This window comes from Mesorhizobium sp. (assembly GCF_005063415.1).
In the GTDB taxonomy this organism is placed as follows: domain Bacteria; phylum Pseudomonadota; class Alphaproteobacteria; order Rhizobiales; family Rhizobiaceae; genus Mesorhizobium.
On the sequence record NZ_SUEG01000050.1, the window covers coordinates 1 to 20437 of the forward strand.

Annotated in this window: 16 protein-coding genes and 1 pseudogene; 13 read left to right on the top strand and 4 right to left on the bottom strand. The window is 62.2% G+C overall.

The window, feature by feature from the left end; translation table 11 throughout:
* Positions 1-2023 (bottom strand): annotated as a pseudogene (locus tag E5W70_RS15355) (peptidoglycan-binding protein); the annotation flags it as partial.
* A gap of 551 nt (positions 2024-2574) precedes the next feature.
* On the opposite strand from E5W70_RS15355, the gene E5W70_RS15360 reads away from it, so the two are divergent.
* The 7 genes from E5W70_RS15360 (at position 2575) to E5W70_RS15390 (ending at position 11528) form a co-directional block, all read left to right on the top strand.
* Positions 2575-3036: a MerR family DNA-binding transcriptional regulator gene (locus tag E5W70_RS15360; protein WP_023719513.1), complete on the top strand. Its 462-nt coding sequence runs from the start codon at positions 2575-2577 to the stop codon at positions 3034-3036.
* 237 nt (positions 3037-3273) lie between these two features.
* Entirely contained in the window at positions 3274-5070 is a 1797-nt protein-coding gene (locus tag E5W70_RS15365; protein WP_292659484.1) for an acyl-CoA dehydrogenase, read from the top strand.
* A gap of 239 nt (positions 5071-5309) precedes the next feature.
* Positions 5310-6479, top strand: a complete 1170-nt coding sequence (locus E5W70_RS15370; RefSeq protein ID WP_292659486.1) for an acyl-CoA dehydrogenase family protein — start codon at positions 5310-5312, stop codon at positions 6477-6479.
* Between the two features lie 31 nt (positions 6480-6510).
* Positions 6511-7719 (top strand): acetyl-CoA C-acetyltransferase, encoded by a 1209-nt coding sequence (locus E5W70_RS15375; RefSeq protein WP_292659488.1) that lies wholly within the window; start codon positions 6511-6513, stop codon positions 7717-7719.
* A gap of 12 nt (positions 7720-7731) precedes the next feature.
* Positions 7732-9951 (top strand): 3-hydroxyacyl-CoA dehydrogenase NAD-binding domain-containing protein, encoded by a 2220-nt coding sequence (locus E5W70_RS15380; RefSeq protein ID WP_292659490.1) that lies wholly within the window; start codon positions 7732-7734, stop codon positions 9949-9951.
* An 81-nt stretch (positions 9952-10032) separates the two neighbouring features.
* The gene (locus E5W70_RS15385) at positions 10033-10677 is read left to right on the top strand and encodes a helix-turn-helix transcriptional regulator (RefSeq protein WP_292659493.1); all 645 of its coding nucleotides are present in this window, start codon (positions 10033-10035) and stop codon (positions 10675-10677) included.
* A gap of 11 nt (positions 10678-10688) precedes the next feature.
* On the top strand, positions 10689-11528 hold the full coding sequence (locus tag E5W70_RS15390; protein ID WP_366509708.1) for a thermonuclease family protein: 840 nt from the start codon (positions 10689-10691) through the stop codon (positions 11526-11528).
* On the opposite strand, the gene E5W70_RS15395 is transcribed toward E5W70_RS15390, so the two are convergent.
* A complete protein-coding gene (locus tag E5W70_RS15395) occupies positions 11491-13146 on the bottom strand; it encodes a lysine--tRNA ligase (protein WP_292659497.1) in 1656 nt (551 codons plus the stop codon). The two genes, E5W70_RS15390 and E5W70_RS15395, sit on opposite strands and share 38 nt — an antisense overlap.
* Before the next feature lie 246 nt (positions 13147-13392).
* Between E5W70_RS15395 and E5W70_RS15400 the strand changes: the two genes are divergently transcribed.
* Entirely contained in the window at positions 13393-13803 is a 411-nt protein-coding gene (locus E5W70_RS15400; protein WP_292659499.1) for a tellurite resistance TerB family protein, read from the top strand.
* Positions 13804-13817: 14 nt separating this feature from the next.
* On the opposite strand, the gene E5W70_RS15405 is transcribed toward E5W70_RS15400, so the two are convergent.
* Positions 13818-14669: a transporter substrate-binding domain-containing protein gene (locus E5W70_RS15405; protein ID WP_292659500.1), complete on the bottom strand. Its 852-nt coding sequence runs from the start codon at positions 14667-14669 to the stop codon at positions 13818-13820.
* Between the two features lie 271 nt (positions 14670-14940).
* On the opposite strand from E5W70_RS15405, the gene E5W70_RS15410 reads away from it, so the two are divergent.
* From E5W70_RS15410 to E5W70_RS15420, 3 genes are all read left to right on the top strand, one after another.
* A complete protein-coding gene (locus E5W70_RS15410; protein WP_023677341.1) occupies positions 14941-15672 on the top strand; it encodes a LuxR family transcriptional regulator in 732 nt (243 codons plus the stop codon).
* A gap of 97 nt (positions 15673-15769) precedes the next feature.
* Positions 15770-16408, top strand: coding sequence for an acyl-homoserine-lactone synthase (locus E5W70_RS15415; RefSeq protein WP_292659502.1), 639 nt, complete (start codon positions 15770-15772; stop codon positions 16406-16408).
* A gap of 15 nt (positions 16409-16423) precedes the next feature.
* Positions 16424-17173: an enoyl-CoA hydratase-related protein gene (locus E5W70_RS15420; protein WP_023677343.1), complete on the top strand. Its 750-nt coding sequence runs from the start codon at positions 16424-16426 to the stop codon at positions 17171-17173.
* 24 nt (positions 17174-17197) lie between these two features.
* On the opposite strand, the gene ppk2 is transcribed toward E5W70_RS15420, so the two are convergent.
* Entirely contained in the window at positions 17198-18100 is a 903-nt protein-coding gene (gene ppk2 / locus E5W70_RS15425) for a polyphosphate kinase 2 (protein ID WP_292659504.1), read from the bottom strand.
* A gap of 197 nt (positions 18101-18297) precedes the next feature.
* On the opposite strand from ppk2, the gene E5W70_RS15430 reads away from it, so the two are divergent.
* Together E5W70_RS15430 and phoU are read left to right on the top strand one after the other, a co-directional pair.
* Positions 18298-19563, top strand: coding sequence for an ATP-binding protein (locus E5W70_RS15430; protein ID WP_292659506.1), 1266 nt, complete (start codon positions 18298-18300; stop codon positions 19561-19563).
* Positions 19564-19680: 117 nt separating this feature from the next.
* On the top strand, positions 19681-20406 hold the full coding sequence (phoU, locus tag E5W70_RS15435; RefSeq protein WP_292659508.1) for a phosphate signaling complex protein PhoU: 726 nt from the start codon (positions 19681-19683) through the stop codon (positions 20404-20406).
* Positions 20407-20437 lie beyond the last annotated feature (31 nt).

A 20437-nucleotide genomic window follows, 5' to 3' on the forward strand; every position in this document is an offset into this window, starting at 1 on the left:
CGAGCGCCGCGGCGCGCCCGTCGAGATCGGCCATGCTGCCCGTCAACGGCAGCGGCTGGTCGAGGTCCATCGACGGTGCGTCCTGCACCGAGATCTTGGATGCCCGGCCGAAGCGCTTGCTCAACTCCGCGCTTGCCGGTTCGCCGGTCTCCAGTGAACCAAGCCTGTCAACGATCTTGAGCAGCGTATCGTGGATAGCCTCGAACGTCCTCGAATTGCGCTCGTCCGAACGGCGCGTCAGTGCCTCAAGCGTCTTCAGGTCCTGGGCGAGGCCGGTAACGGCCGCCGTGTTCGCGCTTGATCCGGCCAGCGAGCGGACGGCGCTCTCAGCCGCCTCGCGCGCCGCGCCGAGGATGGAATCGCGGGTTCCGGCCAGCGACTTCTCGATTTCGTTGAGACGCGGGCTGATGTCGTCGAATTCCGGCAGCGGCGTGCCGGGCTTGGAAAGATGCGCCGTCAGGCCGGCGACCTGCGCTTCGAGACTGCGGATCAAAGCCGGGTCGATGCTGGCGACCTGTGCCGCGGACGAATCCAGCCGGCTTGAGATGTCTTCGAGCCGGCTCTCCAGGCCACGGATCGCCGCCTCGTTGGCAGGATCCGGAACGCGCGTCTCCATCCGCTTGGCCAGCGCGGTGAAGCGGGCGTCGATGGCATCCATGATGCCGGCGCTGTCGACCTGCGGCATGCGCTGGTCGAGCCTGTCGGCGACCTCGTCCAACCGGCGCTCAAGGTCGCGAAACAGCATGTTGCCTTGTTCGATGGCGTCGCCCTGGCGACGTTCCATCATGCTGGACAGCACGTCGAAGCGCTGCTCGAGCCCCTGGAAGATGTAGTCCGCGTCGGGCATGGCAGGTGCGTGGTCGATCTTGTCGGCAATAAGCGCGACTTGCCTGGCAAGGCGCTCCATCGCCTGTTCCGGCAGATTGGCTCGGCCGGCCAGCTCATCCACGCGGCTCGACAATGTGTTGAGACGGTCGATGACCTCCCGACCCGGACGATCCTGCGACACTTCTTCGATTTGCTGGGCCAGTGAATCGATCCGCTTCTCGATGCGTTCGAAGGGCTCGGGGTCGAACGAATTGGCTTGCGCGGCAACCGTCGAGGCGACGATCGCGCGGGAAATCTCGTCGAGCCGCTCGTCGATCTGACTGAATGTGTCGCCGCCGCGATTGTCCTGCTGGCGGGCGAAATGGTCGACCGCTCCGGCAAGCGTGCGGACCTTTTCCTCGAGCGAGCGCAGCGACAGCGATTCCGGCAGATTGCTGACGGCATTGCTGATCTGTTCGAGCCGCTCCGTCAGCGCCGACAGGCCGGGTGCATCGGAACGCTTGCGCTGATCGGCCTCGACGCGGTCCTCGAAGGCGTTCCAGCGGCGGTCGAAATCGTCCCAGCGGCGTCCGACCGCCTGCACGCTCTCCTCGCGCGCCAGCGTATCGAGCGCGGCCTTGACCTGCTCAAGCTCGAGCCGCAGCATATTGACGCTTCTGTCGTCGCTTTTTTCGGCCAGTGTCTGGATGGCGCCGGAAAGCCGCTCGAACTCGACGCCGAGTTCGGCGCTGCCCTTGCCGCCACCATTTGACTGGAAGGCTCGCTCAATATTCTTGCGCAGTACATCGAACTCGCGTTGCAGGCCGGAGGTCATCTGCTGGCGCAGCTCTTCGCGCAGGCCGCGCAATTCCCCGGCGATCTTGCCGGCTAGGGCGACGCCGTCCTCCTGACCGCGCACCCGGTCGATATCGCGGGCGATCGCCTGGTAATTCTGGTCGAAAGCCGCTGCTGGACCTTTCGGCCGCTGCGCGCGTGGATCCTCATACCGGCGCTGCTGGCCATAGGGCTGGGCGCTGGGATAGCGCGGTTCTCCCGCTGGTCGGCGCGGATCGGGGTGGCTTGCCGTTTCCTCGCGCGTCCGCTCCAGTCGCTGCTCCAGCGTTTCCAGGGAGCGGTTGAGCTCTTCAAGCGTCGTGTGCGGCCGGCGTTGCCTGCCGGCGTTGAGTGTATCGAGGTAGGACCGCTTGCTGTTCATCAATGCGCCCGTTTCAGAATTGCTGGCTTTCACCAGGTTCCCAAAGTCCTGCCGGGACGAAGGCGACTGCTTGGCTTGTTGCAGTGGAAGACGAGCTTCCCGGGTCTCATCCGCGCTCCGAAAAACCGTGAAAAATTCAATACAGGATAGACACGGGTAACCGACATGCGCACATTTCGCCCCAACGTGGTAAACAACGCGTTAACCAAGCTTAAGAAGTTGCAACTTTGTCGGCTGGCTGCCGACGGCGCCGCGTGTCCCTTTGGACGCACAAAGGACGCTGTAGAATTTTGATCTGCCGCAGGGTTCTTTCCGAAGTCGACCGCGATTTTTGGGTTTATCCGCTGGTGCTGCGGCATAAAGTTGCAAGACCAGAACGCTCTTGCGTGGTGAGGCGGCTATCGATATAGAATTGACGTAAACGTAAATGAGCGCATTACGCCGTTTGCGATTTGTTTGTTGAAACCACGAGTGGAAGCACGCCCCCGCTTTCACTCAGGCGACGCAAGGTCCGCGACCGCGACGCCACCAGACGGGGAAAGCCAGTGACCATGAAACTTATTTCGCCCGGCCAAGCCGCGGCCAACACCAACGATATGTCGAGCGAAGCCGGTGAAGAGCTTGTCCGCATCGGCGAAATGGCCAAGAAATACGGAGTGACGCTGCGTACGCTGCGTTTCTATGAGGACAAGGGTCTACTCAACCCGCAGCGTGACGGATCGACCCGTCTCTATACGCGCCGCGACAGGGCCCGGCTGAAGCTGATCCTGCTTGGCCGCAAGGTCGGGTTCTCGCTGCGCGACGTCAAGCAGATGATGGACCTCTACGATCCGAACGGCTCCAACACCAAGCAGTTGCGGCTGGCGCTCGACAAGTCGGAGAAGCAGCTTGCCCGTCTGCAGAAGCAGCGGGCGCTGATCGACGACGCCATCAGCGAACTGAGTGCTTCGATGTCGACCGTCCGGCAAATGCTGATCGAGCGCTCGGCGCCGCAGGCCAGCGTGGCGAGCTAAACTAACCTGTCGATTTCCGACGAATGAGAACCGCGTGGCTTTCGCTGCGCGGTTCTTCGTCGTTTGCCGTCTTTCGTCGTTTGCCGTCTTGGCGCGCGGCAGAAAATTTGCCGCACCGCAGAATTGACGTTTACGCAAACGTCAATATTTGTTATCTCGACCGTAACGTTGGTCCGCCTGCCATCCTCATATGCTGGGGCTGATTTCGGGGCCAAGACCGCATGGTGGAGGAAACGCATGCCGATCTACAGAGCGCCGGTCCGGGACACGCTGTTCGTGCTGAACGAAGTGCTGGGATATCAGCGTTATTCCAATCTTCCCGGATTTTCCGACGCGACGTCGGATGTGCTCGAGGCCATCCTTGCCGAGGGCGCGAAGCTCGCCGAAAACGTGATGCAGCCGCTGAACCGTGTCGGCGACGTGGAAGGCTGCGTGCACCATGACGACGGTTCGGTAACGACGCCGAAAGGCTTCAAGGAAGCCTTCGACCAGTATCGCGAGGGCGGCTGGATGGGGCTCGCGGCACCTGTCGAGTTTGGCGGGCAAGGCTTGCCCTACGCGGTGCACACTGCGGTTGCCGAATATATGGTGTCGGCCAATATGTCGCTGATGATGTATGCCGGCCTGACGCAGGGCGCGATCGCTGCGATCATCACCCATGGCACCAAAGAGCAGAAGGCAACATGGTTGCCGAAGCTGGTCGAGGGCGCCTGGACCGGCACCATGAACCTGACCGAGCCGCACTGCGGAACCGATCTTGGCCTGCTGCGCACCAAGGCCGTCCCAAATGGCGACGGCACCTACAGGATCTCCGGCCAGAAGATATTCATCTCGGCCGGCGAGCATGACATGTCGGACAATATCGTCCACCTCGTGCTGGCCCGTATCGAGGGCGCGCCGGATGGCGTGAAGGGCATCTCGCTGTTCATCGTGCCGAAGCTCAAGCTCGATGCCTCAGGCAATCCGTGCGAGAAGAACACCGTCTCCTGTGGCTCGATCGAGGAGAAGATGGGTATCCATGGCAACTCGACCTGCGTCATGAACTACGACGACGCTGAAGGCACGCTGCTCGGCGAGGCCAATGGCGGGCTGAAAGCAATGTTCACCATGATGAATGAGGCGCGGCTTGGCGTCGGCCTGCAGGGCCTCTCACTGTCGGAGGTTGCCTACCAGAATGCGGTTTCCTACGCCAAGGATCGTCTGCAGGGCCGCTCGCTGTCAGGGCCGAAGGCGCCGGACAGGAAGGCCGATCCGATCATCGTCCATCCGGACATCCGCCGCAGCCTGATGACCATGAAGGCTTTCAACGAGGCCGGCCGCGCGCTGGCGCTGTGGACGGCGATCAAGTCCGACATCGCTCACCGCTCCGGTGACGACAAGGATCGGCAGGCGGCCGACGACTACACCGGCCTGATGACGCCGGTGGTCAAGGGCGTGCTCACCGACAAGGGTTTCGATCATGCGGTAATGGCGCAGCAGGTGTTCGGCGGCCACGGCTATATAGAAGAGCACGGCATGAGCCAGTTCGTCCGCGATGCGCGCATCGCCATGATCTATGAGGGTGCCAACGGCATCCAGGCGCTCGACCTCGTCGGCCGCAAGTTAGCCTTGAATGGCGGTCGCGCGATCCAGGCTTTCTTTAAGGAAGTCGGAGAGTTCTGCGAGGAAAACCGCACCGACGAGAAGATGGCGCCCTTCACCAAGACGCTGAAGAAGGGCCTCAACGATCTGCAGGCAGCGACGATGTGGCTGGTGCAGAACGGCATGGCCAAGCCCGACAATGCCGGTGCCGCCTCGACCGACTACATGCATCTCTTCGGCCTGGTGGCGCTGGGCTATATGTGGGCCCAGATGGCCAAGGTGGCCGCAGCGAAATTGACGAATGGCGCCGACGGCGCTTCGTCTTTCTACGACAACAAGCTGGTGACGGCGCGCTTCTTCATAGAGCGGATCATGCCGGAGACGTCGGCGCATCTTGCCCGCATCTCCAGCGGTGCCGACACATTGATGGCACTGCCGGCGGAAGCGTTCTAGGTTCGGCGTTCCCCTCCCCCTCGAGGGGAGGGTGGCCCGAAGGGCCGGGAGGGGTCCTGCGTGCAGTGCGCCGACCTCCATTCCGGTGCATGCCTTGGGAGGAGAACGATCGCAATGCCGTGGCACGTGGCGCAGGTTGTAAAAGATAAGGTCGAGCACGTCATCGGCGACCCCATCCGGCCGCTTCGCGGCCACCCTCCCCTCGAGGGGGAGGGGAACGTCGGCGCGAGGGAGAAAACATGACCAACCCCGCCGAAATCCTTGGCCTTCCCAAGCCCGCCTGGGCGGCGGACGAGGTTGCCATGCTTTACGACATGGCGCACCGCTTCATGTCGGAAGAGATCGCGCCGCGTTACGACGAGTTCGAGAAGAACGAGATGGTCGACCGCGAAAGCTGGCTGAAGGCGGGTGCTGCCGGCCTGCTCTGCGCCTCGATGCCGGAGGAATATGGCGGATCGGGCGGCACCTTCGCGCATGAGAGCGCCATCATCGAGGCGATCGGCCATGTCGGCGTCGACGGGTTCGGCATTGGCCTGCACAATTCGATCGTTGCCCCCTATATCCTCCACTACGGCTCGGAGGAGCAGAAGAAGAAGTGGCTGCCGAGGCTGGCGAGCGGCGAGCTGATCGGCGCCATCGCCATGACCGAGCCGGGTGCGGGCTCCGATCTTCAAGGCGTCAAGACGCGCGCCGAAAAGGACGGCAACCGGTACAAGCTCAACGGCTCGAAGACCTTTATCACCAACGGCCAGCTCGCCAATTTCATCATCGTCGTTACCAAGACCGATCCTGAGAAGGGCGCCAAGGGCATCTCGCTGATCGTCGTCGAGACTGACGAGGTGGAGGGTTTCGAGCGCGGCCGCAACCTCGACAAGATCGGCCTCAAGGCCAACGACACGTCGGAACTGTTCTTCAACGACATGCGTGTGCCGACCTCGAACCTGCTCGGCAACGACGAAGGCCAGGGCTTCGTCCAGTTGATGCAACAATTGCCGCAGGAGCGGCTGCAGATCGGCACCACTGCTATCGCCATGGTCGAGCGGGCCCTGGCGCTTACCATCGACTACGTCAAGGAGCGCAAGGCCTTCGGCAAGGCCATCATCGAATTCCAGAACACCCAGTTCAAGCTTGCCGAATTGAAGACCGAGGCGACCATCGGCCGCGTCTTCTATAATGACTGCGTTGCCCGCCACATTAACGGTGGCCTCGACCCGGTGACGGCCTCGATGGCCAAATACTGGCTGTCAGACCTGCAAGGAAAAGTCGTCGACGAATGCCTTCAATTGCATGGCGGCTATGGCTACATGAATGAATATCCGATTGCGCGCATGTTCCGCGACGCCCGCGTCCAGCGCATCTACGGCGGCACCAACGAGATCATGAAATTGCTGATCGGGCGCTCACTCTGAGCGACTTTCAGCAAACCCAAGGAGCAGGAAAATGGCCGAAGCTTATGTTTATGATGCCGTGCGCACGCCGCGCGGCAGGGGCAAGAAGGATGGCTCGCTGCACGAAGTGCCGGCGGTGCGGCTCGGCGCCAAGGTGCTCGAGGCCATCCGCGACCGCAACGGACTGGACACCGCCGCTGTTGACGACATCATCTTCGGTTGTGTCGATCCGGTTGGCGAGGCGGGTGCGGTCATTCCACGTGCCGCCGCTTTCGAGGCCGGCTACGACACCAAGGCGCCTGGGATGCAGATATCGCGCTTCTGCGCCTCGGGACTGGACGCCATCAATTTCGGCGCCGCCAAGATCGCGCAGGGCGCCGACGAGATCGTCATTGCCGGCGGCGTCGAATCGATGTCGCGCGTCGGCATGGGCGCCTCCGGCGGCGCCTGGTTCATGGATCCATCGGTCGGCCTGCCCGGCTGGTTCGTGCCGCAAGGAATCTCGGCCGACCTGATCGCCACCAAATACGGGTTTTCGCGCGACGACGTCGACGCTTACGCGGTCGAAAGCCAGAAACGTGCCGCCAAGGCGTGGGGCGAGGGCCGCTTCAAGAATTCGGTGATCTCGGTCAAGGACCAGAACGGCCTGACCATTCTCGATCACGACGAGCACATGCGGCCTTCGACCGACATGCAGTCGCTGGCCGCGCTCAATCCGTCCTTCGTGATGCCCGGCGAAATGGGCGGCTTCGACGCCGTCGCCGTGCAGAAGCATCCCGAGGTGGAAGAGATCAACCACGTCCACCATGCCGGCAATTCCTCCGGCATCGTCGATGGCGCGGCGGCCGTGCTGCTTGGCTCAAAAAGGGCGGGAAAGACGCTCGGCCTCAAGCCGCGCGCGCGCATCCGGGCCTTCGCCAACATCGGCTCCGAACCGGTGCTGATGCTGACCGGCCCCGTCGACGTCACCGAGAAGCTGTTGAAGCGGGCGAAGATGAAGCTGTCGGACATCGACCTGTTCGAGCTCAACGAGGCCTTCGCTTCGGTGGTGCTGCGCTTCATGCAGGCTTTCGACATTCCGCATGACCGGATCAACGTCAATGGTGGTGCCATAGCCATGGGCCATCCGCTCGGCGCCACCGGTGCGATGATCTTTGGTACGGTGCTGGACGAATTGGAACGTCGCGACCTCAACACTGCACTGGTGACGCTTTGCATCGGCGCCGGTATGGGCACCGCAACGATCATCGAACGCGTCTGACGGAGAGAGATGATGAGCTACAGCAATTTCACCCTCGACATCGACGCCGACGGTATTGCGCTGGTCACCTGGGACATGCCGGACCGTTCGATGAACGTCTTCACCGAGGAGGTGATGCGCGAACTAAACGCCATCGTCGACAAAGTGGCGAGCGATGCAGCGATAAAGGGCGCGGTGATCACCTCCGGCAAGGATACGTTCTCGGGCGGCGCCGACATCACCATGCTGCAGAAGATGCTGGCGGCCTTCGCCGCCGATAAGGCGAAGGACCCGGAGAAGGCGACCAAGGCGCTGTTCGACAATGCGGGCACCATGAGCGGCCTGTTCCGTAAGCTGGAAACCTCGGGAAAGCCATGGGTTTCGGCGATCAACGGCACCTGCATGGGTGGCGCGTTCGAATTGTCGCTCGCCTGCCATGGCCGTGTCGCGGCCGATTCGGACAAGGTGAGGATGGCGCTTCCCGAAGTGAAGATCGGCATTTTTCCGGGCGCCGGCGGCACCCAGCGCGTGCCACGGCTGACCGACCAGCAGCAGGCGCTGCAAATGCTGACGTCCGGCCAGACGCTGTCGCCGCAGAAGGCCAAGTCGATGGGCCTGATCCATGAGATTGCCGAGCCGGACAAGCTGGTCGAAACCGCCAAGGCGATGATCAGGAACGGCTTGAAACCGGTGGCGCCATGGGATGAAAAGGGCTTCAAGCTGCCCGGCGCCCCGATCTATTCGGTGGCCGGTGCCAATCTGTGGCCGCCGGCCATCGCCATCCTGCGCCGCGAGACCTATGGCAATTATCCCGCCGCTGCCGCCATCCTGAAATGCGTCTATGAGGGCCTGTTGGTGCCGTTCGACACCGCCTTGCGGATCGAGCAACGCTATTTCACCGAGATCATGCAGACCAGGGAAGCGGCGGCGATGATCCGCTCATTGTTCGTGTCGCTGCAGGAACTGAACAAGGGCGCGCGCCGCCCCGCCGGTGTGCCGGAAACGACGTTCAAGAAGATCGGCGTGCTCGGCGCCGGCTTCATGGGCGCCGGTATCGCCTATGTGACGGCCAAGGCAGGCATTCCGGTGGTACTGCTCGACCGTGACATGGAGTCTGCCGCCAAGGGCAAGGCGCATTCCGACAACCTTATCTCGGATCAGGTGAAGAAGGGCCGTGCCAAGCCACAGGACAAGGATCAGTTGCTGTCGCTAATCACGCCGACGGCCGACTATGCGGATCTCGCCGGCTGCGATCTTGTGGTCGAGGCGGTATTCGAGGATTCGGCCGTAAAGAAGGGTGCCACCGAACTGGCCGAGGCTGTACTCAAGCCGTCGGCGATCTTCGCCTCGAATACGTCGACCATACCGATTACATCGCTGGCCAGGAATTCGGCGCGGCCGAAGAATTTCATCGGCATCCATTTCTTCTCGCCGGTCGACAAGATGATGCTGGTCGAGATCATCCTCGGCAAGAAGACCGGCGACAAGGCGCTGGCAACCGCGATCGACTTTGTCCGTGCCATCAAGAAAACGCCGATCGTCGTCAACGATACGCGCGGCTTCTATGTCAATCGCTGCGTGCTGCGCTACATGTCGGAGGCCTACAAGATGCTGATCGAAGGTGTTCCGGCGCCAATGATCGAGAACGCGGCCAAGGCCGCCGGCATGCCGGTCGGCCCTTTGGCGTTGACCGACGAGACGGCGATCGACCTTGCCCAGAAGATCATGAAGCAGACCATGCGCGACCTCGGCGACAAGGCGGTCGATCCGAAGCAGATGGCGCTGATCAACACGATGGTCGACACGCATGGTCGCTTGGGCCGCAAGAACAGCAAGGGCTTCTATGACTATCCGGCAAAACCGGCCAAAAAGAAGCTGTGGCCAGGCCTCAGGGATCTCTACCCGCAGCTGGCGCCGGAGCAGGTCGACTATGAGGAACTGAAGCAGCGGCTGCTGGTCACCATCGCGCTTGAGGCGGTACGGGTGATGGAAGAGGGCATCGTTACCGACCCACGCGAGGCCGATGTCGGCTCGATCCTGGCCTTCGGCTTCGCGCCCTATACAGGCGGTGCACTGTCCTACATCGACGGCATCGGCGCGAAGAAATTCGTCAAACTCGCCAAGCGCCTGCAGAAGAAATACGGCGCCGAGTTCAAGGCGCCGAAGTTGCTGCTCGACATGGCCGAGAAGGGCGAGACCTTCTACGAGCGCTTGGATCCCTATACCAGGGACGAGGCCAAGGAGGCAGCCTGACGCCGTCTTCGGCGGTGGACAAGATGGCGGCCAAGGGGTAGAACAGGGAAGGTATTTTTTCCTGTTTCGAAGGAGAGCAAGGTGCTCTCGCACGACCGCGTTTGGGCCGCCATCGACGCTCTTGCCGAGCGTTATTCGCTTTCGGCCTCCGGACTGGCCAGGCGCGCGGGCCTCGACTCGACCGCCTTCAACAAATCGAAGCGGCTGTCCTCAGATGGGCGGCCGCGCTGGCCATCGACCGAATCGCTGGCCAAGATCATCGAGGCGACCGGCGCCTCGCTGGATGAATTTGCGGGGCTGGTCGAGGGTCGGGGTAATTCCGGCGCACTGCCCGTGCAGAGATCGTCGGTGCCGCTGCTCGGCTTCGCCCAGGCGGGCGCCGGTGGCTTCTTCGACGACGCCGGGTTTCCGGCGGGGCAGGGATGGGACCTGATCGAGCTTCCGGCACGGGCAACCGAAACCTCCTATGCCTTGAAGGTCCAGGGCGATTCCATGCTGCCGCTCTATCGCAATGGCGATGTCCTGATCGTCGAGCCGGGGGCTACCATACGAAAGGGTGATCGCGTCGTCGTCAAGACCAATGCCGGCGAGGTGATGGCCAAGGTGCTCGACCGCCAGACACCGAAGTCGATCGCGCTGGTCTCCCTCAATCCCGATCACCCGGACCGCGACATCCCAATGCGCGATGTCGAATGGGTGGCGCGGATTGTCTGGGCAAGCCAGTAGGCGCGGGGCTGGTGCGTTTGCCTCACCTTGCCTTGGCTGTTCTGGCGATCCCCGCGATGGCCACGGCAATTGTCGCCGGCGGCCGCGCCGTCCAGAGCGAAAGCGGCGGCCCCTGGGAGCAAATCCAGGTCAGCGCTGAACCGCAGCCCGCCGCGCCGGCTACGTCGGCCATCCCGAAACCAGTGCCGGCCAAGCAGGCGGCGCATTCGAGGGCAATCGATCCAGAAATCGTGGTGCCGCCGCAGCTCGGTTCCAACGAGCTTGAACGGATAGAGCCGCGCGCCCCGTTAAGCGATCTGGCATTGGCCGGACCGCCCAAGCCGCCAAAAACGAAAATGCCCGACGACTGGAAAGGCACGAAACTATTCCAGCCCGTCGCGTCGGCCGCCGGGGTCATCGAAGCAAAGGGCTATTCGATTGCGGTTTCCGGTATCGACATCGTCAAGCAGGAGGAGACTTGCACCGACGGCGGCGAGTCCTGGAATTGCGGCATCCGGGCGCGAACGGCCTTCCGCGCCTTTCTCCGCAGTCGTGCGGTGGTCTGTGCCGTGCCGCCCGAAGGCGGTCGTGATCTGATCGCCGCCGAGTGCCGGATCGGCAATCAGGATATCGGCCAATGGCTGGTCGAAAATGGCTGGGCGCGCGCCGCCAAGGGCGGCCCTTACGTAGAAGCCGGCGAAAAGGCGCGTGCAGCAAAAAAAGGCGTCTTCGGGCCGGCGCCGAGCGTTTCAGGCCTGCCGCCGCTCCCGGCTGCTGCGTCGCGATCCGCGCCTGTAGCGCCCAGCTCGATCCTGGAGGAGCAAGACGGCATCCTCATGCCGCCAGCTGACCAGCCAGCGCCCGCTGAATGAGCTCGCGCGTTTCGGCGATGCCGTAGAGCGCGGCGAAGGAGCCGAAGCGCGGCCCGCGTTCCTGACCTATCAGCACCTGATAGATCATCTGGAAGAAGGCGACGGAGACACCGGGTCCGCCCTCCGGGCTCTGCTTGGAATGATCCTGGTAGCGCTCGATCTTGCGCGCAACATTGAGGGCAGCGTTCTGGATTGCCTCGCTGTCGGCATCAGCCGGCAGCGCGGCGAGCGCTTCCGAAAGCTTGGTCAGCGCCTCGCGCTCGACCGCGTCGGCAGCACGGTATACTTTCGCCGGCTTCACGAAATCGTCGAAATAGCGGATGGCATATTCGGCCAGCCGGTCGAGCTCGGGATGGGTTGTCGGCGTCACACCCGGCGCGTGGCGCGAAATGAAACCCCACAGCACGTCCCTGTTCTGCGCATTCGAGGCGCTGACCAGGTTGAGCAGCAGCGAGAACGGAACCGGCAGGTCGACTGCCGGGGGATTGCCGTCATGCATGTGCCAGACCGGATTGCCCAGCCGCTCCTTCCAGTCCTGCCTCTGATAGGCAGAGAGGAACGTGTAATATTCGTCTACCGCCTTCGGGATGACGTCGAAATAAAGCTTCTTCGCGGTTCGCGGGCGCTGGAACATATAAAGGCTAAGGCTCTCGGTCGGCGCGTAAGTCAGCCACTCGTCGATGGTCAGCCCATTGCCCTTCGACTTCGAGATCTTCTGGCCGTGCTCATCGAGGAACAGCTCATAATTGAAGCCCTCCGGCGCCGGAGCATCGAGCGCGCGGCAAATCTGCCCGGCGAGCTTGACGGAATCGATCAGATCCTTGCCGGACATCTCGTAATCGACGCCGAGTGCTGCCCAGCGCATCGCCCAATCTGGCTTCCATTGCAGCTTGGCATGACCGCCGGTCACCGGCGTCTCGAAGCGCTCGCCGGTGTCCGGGTCGCGCCACACGATGGTGCCGGCGTCGAGCTTGCGCTCATCGATCGCGACTTGCATGACGATGCCGTTCTTGGGATGGATCGGCAGGAAGGGCGAATAGCTCAGCGCCCGCTCCTCGCGCAGCGACGGCAGCATGATTGCCATCACCTTATCGAAGCGCTCGAGCATCTTGAGCAGCGTCGCGTCGAAGCGGCCGGAAGTATAATAGTCGGTCGAGGAAGCGAATTCGTAATCGAAGCCGAAACGGTCGAGGAAAGCGCGCAGCCGTGCGTTATTGGCGGCGCCGAAGGACGGATACTCATTGGAGAAAGGGTCCGGTATCCTGGTCAGCGGCTTGCCGAGATAGGCGCGCAGCATGTCCTTGTTAGGCACATTGTCCGGCACCTTGCGCAATCCGTCCATGTCGTCGGAGAAGCACAGCAGCCGCGTCTTGACCTTGTCTTCGGTCAGCACGCGGAAGGCGTGGCGCACCATAGATGTGCGCGCCACCTCGCCAAACGTGCCGATATGCGGCAGCCCCGACGGGCCGTAGCCGGTCTCGAACAGCACCGTTTCCGGGTAGCCGCTGCTCGCGTAGCGGGCGACGATCTTTTTCGCTTCCTCGAACGGCCACGCCTTGCTTTCGGCGACGGCGGTGAGGACTTCCGGGCTGAGATCGATCGGCTGTTGTTCGGCCATGATGCTATTCCTGCAACTTTGCCAGCATCCATGCCGGCAGCCGCATGCTCTAGACCATGATCCCGAAAAGTGGAACCCGGTTTTCGGGCAGGACCGTGATCAGGCAAGAAGACTAAGAGCCCCGTCCGAATTAGTCGGGATGGATCAAGTTCCAAGGCGTGACCGCAGCGCCAACGATCGCGGCTGTTTTTCCTTGCGGCGCCGGTCCCTCGTTCCTAACTTCGGGACCATCTCAAGGAGTTGTAAATGCCATTGTCGCCACACGAAGCCATGATCTACCTGATGGTCATCACCTCGGCGTCAGATCGCGACATGACCGACGTCGAACTGGCGCGGATCGGCGACGTCGTTCGATCCTGGCCGGTGTTTGAGGATTTCAACCAGGAGCGGCTGGTCGAGGTCGCCCAGGCCTGCCAGAAAATGCTGCAGGAAAAGGACGGGCTGGAGGGCGTCCTGGCGCGTGTCGCCGAGGCGCTGCCCGAACGCCTGCGTGACACCGCCTATGCCGCCGCCTTCGAGGTCGCAGCTGTCGATCTCGAAATGCGCCTGGAGGAGGTGCGCGTCCTGCAGCTCGTCCGCCGGGAACTCGACCTCGATGCGCTGACGGTCGCCGCCATTGCGCGAGCCGCCAAGGCCCGCCTTCGCACGCTGACTTGAGCCGGCAGCCAAGCTCAGAAAAAACTGACCGGAAAATAGCGCAGATAGAACTCGGCGAACGTGCCTTTCACCGAGATTTCCTGCAGCGCGTAGTCGAAAGCGGCGGCCAGTGCCGGATCGTCGGCCCTGGTGGCGATTGCCATCCCTGAGCCGAGATATTCGGGCGCCAGATAGGGGCCGCCGGCAAAGCGGCAGCAGCCCGCTGCATCCGAGCCGCCGAGCCAGAAGGCGAAACGCATGCCGTCGCCGAAGGCGGCGTCGATCTTGCCGGCTTTCAACTCGCCATAAAGCTCCTCCGGCTTTGCCAAGGGGACGATTTGGACGTCGCCGAAATAATCGCGCAGCATCCGCTCGTGCGCGGAGCCGGCGATCACGCCGACCCGCTTGCTGCGCAGCTTGTCGAACATTGGTTCGGTCAGCGCCTTTGTCTTCAGCATGATGAAGCGTGCCGGAAATTGCAGGTAGGAGCGTGAAAACGCGTATTTCGACCGCGACTCCGGCGTCGCGGCGATGCCGGCGATGATCGCTTCGCCTTCGCCTTTCCCGAGCGCACCTTCGAGCCCGGCCCAGGGCAGCGCCTGGATCTGGCATTTTTCGGCAATGCCGAGCTCGGCGCAGATGGCGCGCGCCAGGTCGACATGGAAGCCCGACAGCCGGCCTGCCCCATCGAGGAAATTGAACGGCGGGAAATCCGTGGTGGTCAGGAATCGCAGCCGCGGCAGCATCGAAAGGTCCGGCTTTGGCAGCCGCTCCTTGGCGTCCCAAAACACCGGCACCTGCGGCTCCGCGGCGAGCGCAGCAGCCGCAAGCGATTGCGCTCCGATCAATATCGAGATCAATGAAATGGATATGCGCCGAAACGCCACGCGACGACTCCGTCCGGTCTTGCACCGACTTTAGTACGAAATAACACAGGTTTTTGTACGAAAAAAACACAGGTACAACGGTTTTTGGTTTCATCATTGCAATTTAGGGATATTGTTTAGTGAGTTTGCAAGTGACTGCGTGATGCCGGCTGAAGAGGAGCAGTAGGACGCACAGGGGAAGCAGCTTTGCAGTCCGGGGTTGATGGCGTGGTGCGGGTTGATCACTGCCATTGGCCTCAAGAGCGGAAGGCAACATGGGGTAGATGTTGCGATGGGTCATTTCGATCGTACCCTGGAGTTGATAGATCAGTTGCAGCACGCCGGCACAGCCGCCGCCGTCTGCGAAAAGCTGCTGGGGGTAACAAGCGGGTTCGGGCTGACGGCGCTGATGGCCGGGACGGTTCCGCAACCTGGCACGCCGAGAAACCAGCAAAAGGACCATGTGCTGCTCTGCGACTGGCCGGCCGAATGGCTTGAGCGCTACGTCGCGCGTAATTACGTCGATCACGACCCAGTCGTCAGTCACATGAAGCAGCTTCAAGCGCCATTCCAGTGGCGGGAAGCGTCTCAGGGCATCCGTATCGGCAAGAGCGGCGGCGAGGTGATGGGCGATGCCGGCGAATTCAAGCTGCGCGACGGGTTGGCCTTCCCGCTAATCACGCTCGATGGCCAGATCGTCATGGTGTCGCTAGGCGGCGAGGCTGTCGAATTGTCGAGCGCCGAGTTCGGGTTGGTGTCGCTGGTCTCGACTTATGCGATTGGCCGCGCAATGCAGCTCCACACCATGGCGGGCAAAACCATCGATCATGTCGAATTAACGCCGCGTGAGCGCGAATGCCTGCAATGGGCCGCTGTTGGCAAGTCCGAATGGGAGATTTCACAAATTCTCGGCATTTCGGAACACACGTCAGAGAAACACCTTCTTAACGCCAAAAGCAAACTCGGTGCCGTCAACCGGGTCCAGGCCGTCGCGGAAGCGATAAGGCGCGGCTATATTAACTAGGTCGGCCGCGCCGGCCTAGAAATTCTTGCTTGCGTGATCGCGTAATTTTTTCGGGAAAGCACGGCCGTATCTTCCTGTTGAAACTAGGAGACGGCAAATGCTTTTTTCCCTCACGACCCAGGAATTGATGGAACGGCCCGACCTCTGGGAGGCAGTTCATCGTTTGCGTTACAGAGTTTTCGTCGAAGAGATGGGATGGACCGATCTGCAGCGCCCCGATGGCCTCGAGATCGATCAATTCGACCACGACGAGGCAGTGCACCAGATCGTCATCCGCAATGGCGAGCTCGCCGGTTATCAGCGGATGTTGCCGACGACCCGGGCACATCTTCTAACCGACGTGCTGGCGGACCTTTATGAGGGAACCCCACCTTCGGGCCCGAATGTCTATGAACTGACCCGCTATGCGGTTGCGCCGGGGTTCCGCGACGGCCGGCGCGGCGTGTCGACGGTGGGCACGGAGCTGATCGCTGGCTTCGTCGAGTGGGGCCTGAAGCGCAACGTCAACCAGGTGATCATCGAATTCGAGCCGATGTGGGTGCTTCGCGCGCTGCAGCTGCATTTCCTGGCAACGCCGCTCGGTTACCAGCGTACCTACGGCAACCAGCAGGTGGTTGCCACACTGCTCACCTTCAACGAGCACACGCTCGACGTGGTGCGTTGGCGCCGCAACCACTTTGCGCCGGTGCTGGCCAGAGGGTACCCGGACATGCTCGGACAGAGACGCGCCTCGTGAGATTGGAGAGAGGCCATGAACGTTCACTCAAAAGCAGAATTCCGCAATCACACGCTGATCGTCACGGTGTCGTCGGGTGACGGCCGCCCGGTGCTGGACAGGCGGGCCTATGAAAGCCTGGCCAGGACATTCCACGAAGCCGCCGTTGACGACGACGTCCGCGTTGTGGTCCTGCGCGGCCTGGCCGGGTGCTTCTGCCTCGGTGCCGACTTTTCCGAATTTCTCGACGCCACCAAACATCGGCGACTGATCGCCGCCGTCACCGATATGTTCCGCACGCTGGCGACGTTCCCGAAACCGGTCCTTGCCTGTGTCGACGGCGACGCCGTCGGCGTCGGCTGCACCATCCTGTTCCACTGCGACATGGTGATCGCCTCGAGCAAGAGCACGTTTCGGGTGCCGTTCGTCGATTTCGGCCTGGTGCCGGACGCGGCGACCAGCATTCTGGCGCCGCAGAAGCTCGGCTATGCCGGGGCGTTCCGCTTCTTCTGCCTGGGCGACACGCTCGCCGCCGAAGATGCCAGGGCACTGGGCCTTGTCGGCGAGATCGTGACGGACGGCAGCGTCGAGGAAGCCACGCTGGCAAGAGCCAGGCAGCTCGCCAAGAAGCCTGTCGCGGCGCTGCTGCAGACGCGCGACCTGCTCAGGGGGGACACCGGCGCGCTCTGCGACCGCATCGACCAGGAAATCTCGCTTTTCCAGCAGGCGCTGCAGGACGACACCACGCTGAAGCGACTGCAGCGGATAGCCCGGCTGGCGGCATGAAAGCCGCGTATCGATGAGGTGAGCTTATTTTTCGAGGAAAGTCGGCCCTTCGCCGATGATCTTCTTGTCCTCCTTGCCGATGACGTCGAGGTCGCGGCCGTCATAGGGAAGCGAAAGGAGAATGCGCTGCATGACGGCCAGCCGCGCGCGCCGTTTGTCGTTCGCCCGCACAATGATCCAGGGCGCGAACTCCTTGTGCGTGCGTTCGACCATCAGGTCGCGCGCCTTGGTGTAGTCGTCCCATTTGGTGATGCCGGCGACGTCGATCGGCGAAAACTTCCAGCTCTTCAGCGGGCTCCAGCGACGGTCGTGGAACCGCTCGAGCTGCGTTTCCCGGCCGACGTTCAGCCAGAATTTGATGAAATGTATGCCCTCGTTGCGGATCATCCGCTCGAAATGCGGAACCTCGTCCAGAAATTGCTCCTGCTGCTCGGGCGTGCAGAATCCCATCACCGGTTCAACGCCGGCGCGGTTGTACCAGGAGCGGTCGAAGGTGACGAATTCGCCCGACGTCGGGAAGTGGTCGACGTAGCGCTGGAAGTACCATTGTCCAAGCTCGGTGGGTGTTGGCTTGGTCAGCGCCACGTTGCGCGCCGTGCGAGGGTTCAGATACTGGCGCAAAACGAAGATTGTGCCGCCCTTGCCGGCAGCGTCGCGCCCCTCGAACAGCGACATTACCCGCTTGCCTGTCGACTGTAGCCACGCCTGCGCCTTGACCAGCTCGATCTGCAGCTTCTCTAGCCTCTCGTCGTACTCCTCGCTCTTCATCTTCTTGTCGTAGGGATAGCCGCCGGCGGCCAGCTTGCGGTCCTCGACCCAGTCGGGAAGCGTGGGGGCCTCGATGTCGAACTCCCGCTCCTTGCCGTCGATCATGATCTTCAGCGGCCCCGATAAGGGTGCGGCGGGGATTTCCCTAGCGTTTTTCATCGAGACGAACCTTTCCAGCTTCCGGACTCATGCTATTGGGAGCCTTACTGCATCGGCCCGAAAATCGGAATCGATTTTCGGAAAGAACGATGCAGCATATAAAGTGGTAGAGCGTCCTTTGTGCGTCCAATTGGACGCACTGTGCTCTACCGCCGGTCCAGCAGGAAGTTCTTGAAGTGGCCGCAGACGGAGCGCAAATGGCCGACATCGGCACAGAGCGGAAAGGCAGGGCGCAAGCCGTCGCCATGCGGCTGTGGAACAGCCGCTGGCTGCTGGCTGCCGGCTTCGTTGCGGTGCTGATGGTCTATGGTTTTGCCGGCATGTCCGGCTATGTGGTGCTCCTGGCAGGCGTCGTGCTGGTTGCCGCTGCGATGCTGCCGGCCGGCGTCGCGCGTCAATCGACCGAAAATGCCGCGGCCATCGAGGCGAGCGGTCTGCAACGGCTTTCCGGCGAATATCTCGCGGCGGCGGTTGCCGATCCGCTGATCATTTTCGATCGCTCCGCCGCCATCGTCCACGCCAACGCCGCCGCCTTTGCCGCCTTTGGCGGAATTGCCCCCGGCATGTCGCTGTCGCTGAAATTCCGCGCGCCGGAAATGCAGGCCTTGCTGGATAGTATCTTGGCGGGCAACGTCGCTTCGGACAGCGTCGACTACATAGAAAAGCTGCCGGTCGAACGAGCCTATCGGGTGAGCGCGTCTTCTGTCGGCCATGCCACGGATCTCTACGTGCTGGTGTTCAAGGACCAGAGTGAGGCGCGCCGGATCGACAGAATGCGCGCCGATTTCATTGCCAATGCCAGCCACGAGCTGCGCACGCCTCTCGCCTCGATCGCCGGCTTCATCGAGACGCTGCGCGGGCCGGCCCGCAACGACCCCGCGGCGCGCGAGCAGTTCCTGCAGATCATGCAGAACCAGACCAGCCGCATGGCGCGCCTCATCGACGACCTTCTGTCGCTGTCGCGCCTGGAGATGAAGCCCTATCTCAAGCCGGGAACCGAGGTCGACCTGCGCCAGGCCATCGACAGCGTCATCGATTCGCTTGGGCCGCTCGCAAAGGAAAACGGCGTCGTCATCGAGCGTGATTTCGCGGAAGGGCCGCTCGACGTGCCCGGCGATCGGGACGAGCTTTTCCAGGTCTTCGAAAATCTGCTGGAAAACGCCTGCAAATACGGTCAGTCGGGCGGACGCGTCGTGGTGTCGATCATGCGCAGCGATAGCGATCCCGAACCGGGCATCGACGTCACCATCAGGGATTTCGGCTCCGGCATCCCCGAAGAACACATCCCGCGCATCACCGAGCGGTTCTACCGCGTCGACGTCGAGAACAGCCGGACCCAAAAGGGCACCGGCCTTGGCCTGTCCATCGTCAAGCATATCCTGACGCGCCACAACGCCAGGCTCTCCATCAGGTCGGAGGTCGGCAAGGGCGCTGCGTTCACGGTCCATTTGCCGGCTCGCTGACGCGGTACTATCTCTAGCACATAATGGGCCGTTTCTTTTTTCTGTCATCCGGCTAGCGTATCAGCGGGGATTCGAGGGAACGACTCAACCAGAAAATCCCGGGAAGGCATTTCGTCCATGCAGTCCGTGCATATCGTCAGCGCCTATGACGAGGAGCTGAAATATCTGTCGAAGCGCATCGCGGCGATGGGCGGGCATGCCGAGCGCATGGTCGAGCAGGCAGTCGCGGCGCTGGTCAATGCGGATCCGGAGCTTGCCCAGAAAGTCATTCGAGACGACCTGGTTCTGGATGAGGGACAGCGCGAGATCGACGACAAGGCGATCATCATCATCGCCAAGCGCCAGCCGATGGCGACGGATCTGCGCGAGATCGTCGGCGCGATCCGCATCTCGGCGGACCTCGAACGGGTAGGCGACCTCGGCAAGAACGTCGCCAAGCGGGTGGTTGCCGTCGCAGACGGGCGCCAGCCGAACAGCCTGTTCCGCGGCCTCGAGGCTTTGGCCAATCTGGCACTGACCCAGCTCAAGGAAGTACTCGACGTCTACGCATCGCGGTCGGTGGAAAAAATCGGTTTCGTACGCGACCGCGACGACCAGATCGATGCCATGTACACCTCGCTGTTTCGCGAGTTGCTGACCTACATGATGGAAGACCCACGCAACATCACACCCTGCACACATCTCCTGTTTTGCGCCAAGAACATCGAGCGCATCGGCGACCACGCCACCAACATCGCCGAGACGATCTACTATATCGTCACCGGCGATCAGATGCCGGCCGATCGTCCGAAGGGCGACAAGACGGACAAGATTATTCTTCCCGCAACGCAACCAGCGAAGTGAGTTCTCTCAGCAATGATGCGAATTTCGGATT

Excerpts from the sequence above, each read along its gene's own strand:
- E5W70_RS15410 (WP_023677341.1), top strand. The coding sequence starts at position 14,941 with ATGGGTCATTTCGATCGTACCCTGGAGTTGATAGATCAGTTGCAGCAC.
- E5W70_RS15415 (WP_292659502.1), top strand. The coding sequence starts at position 15,770 with ATGCTTTTTTCCCTCACGACCCAGGAATTGATGGAACGGCCCGACCTC.
- E5W70_RS15380 (WP_292659490.1), top strand. The coding sequence starts at position 7,732 with ATGAGCTACAGCAATTTCACCCTCGACATCGACGCCGACGGTATTGCG.
- ppk2 (WP_292659504.1), bottom strand. The coding sequence starts at position 18,100 with ATGAAAAACGCTAGGGAAATCCCCGCCGCACCCTTATCGGGGCCGCTG.
- E5W70_RS15365 (WP_292659484.1), top strand. The coding sequence starts at position 3,274 with ATGCCGATCTACAGAGCGCCGGTCCGGGACACGCTGTTCGTGCTGAAC.
- E5W70_RS15430 (WP_292659506.1), top strand. The coding sequence starts at position 18,298 with ATGGCCGACATCGGCACAGAGCGGAAAGGCAGGGCGCAAGCCGTCGCC.
- phoU (WP_292659508.1), top strand. The coding sequence starts at position 19,681 with ATGCAGTCCGTGCATATCGTCAGCGCCTATGACGAGGAGCTGAAATAT.
- E5W70_RS15395 (WP_292659497.1), bottom strand. The coding sequence starts at position 13,146 with ATGGCCGAACAACAGCCGATCGATCTCAGCCCGGAAGTCCTCACCGCC.
- E5W70_RS15360 (WP_023719513.1), top strand. The coding sequence starts at position 2,575 with ATGAAACTTATTTCGCCCGGCCAAGCCGCGGCCAACACCAACGATATG.
- E5W70_RS15400 (WP_292659499.1), top strand. The coding sequence starts at position 13,393 with ATGCCATTGTCGCCACACGAAGCCATGATCTACCTGATGGTCATCACC.
- E5W70_RS15375 (WP_292659488.1), top strand. The coding sequence starts at position 6,511 with ATGGCCGAAGCTTATGTTTATGATGCCGTGCGCACGCCGCGCGGCAGG.
- E5W70_RS15370 (WP_292659486.1), top strand. The coding sequence starts at position 5,310 with ATGACCAACCCCGCCGAAATCCTTGGCCTTCCCAAGCCCGCCTGGGCG.
- E5W70_RS15420 (WP_023677343.1), top strand. The coding sequence starts at position 16,424 with ATGAACGTTCACTCAAAAGCAGAATTCCGCAATCACACGCTGATCGTC.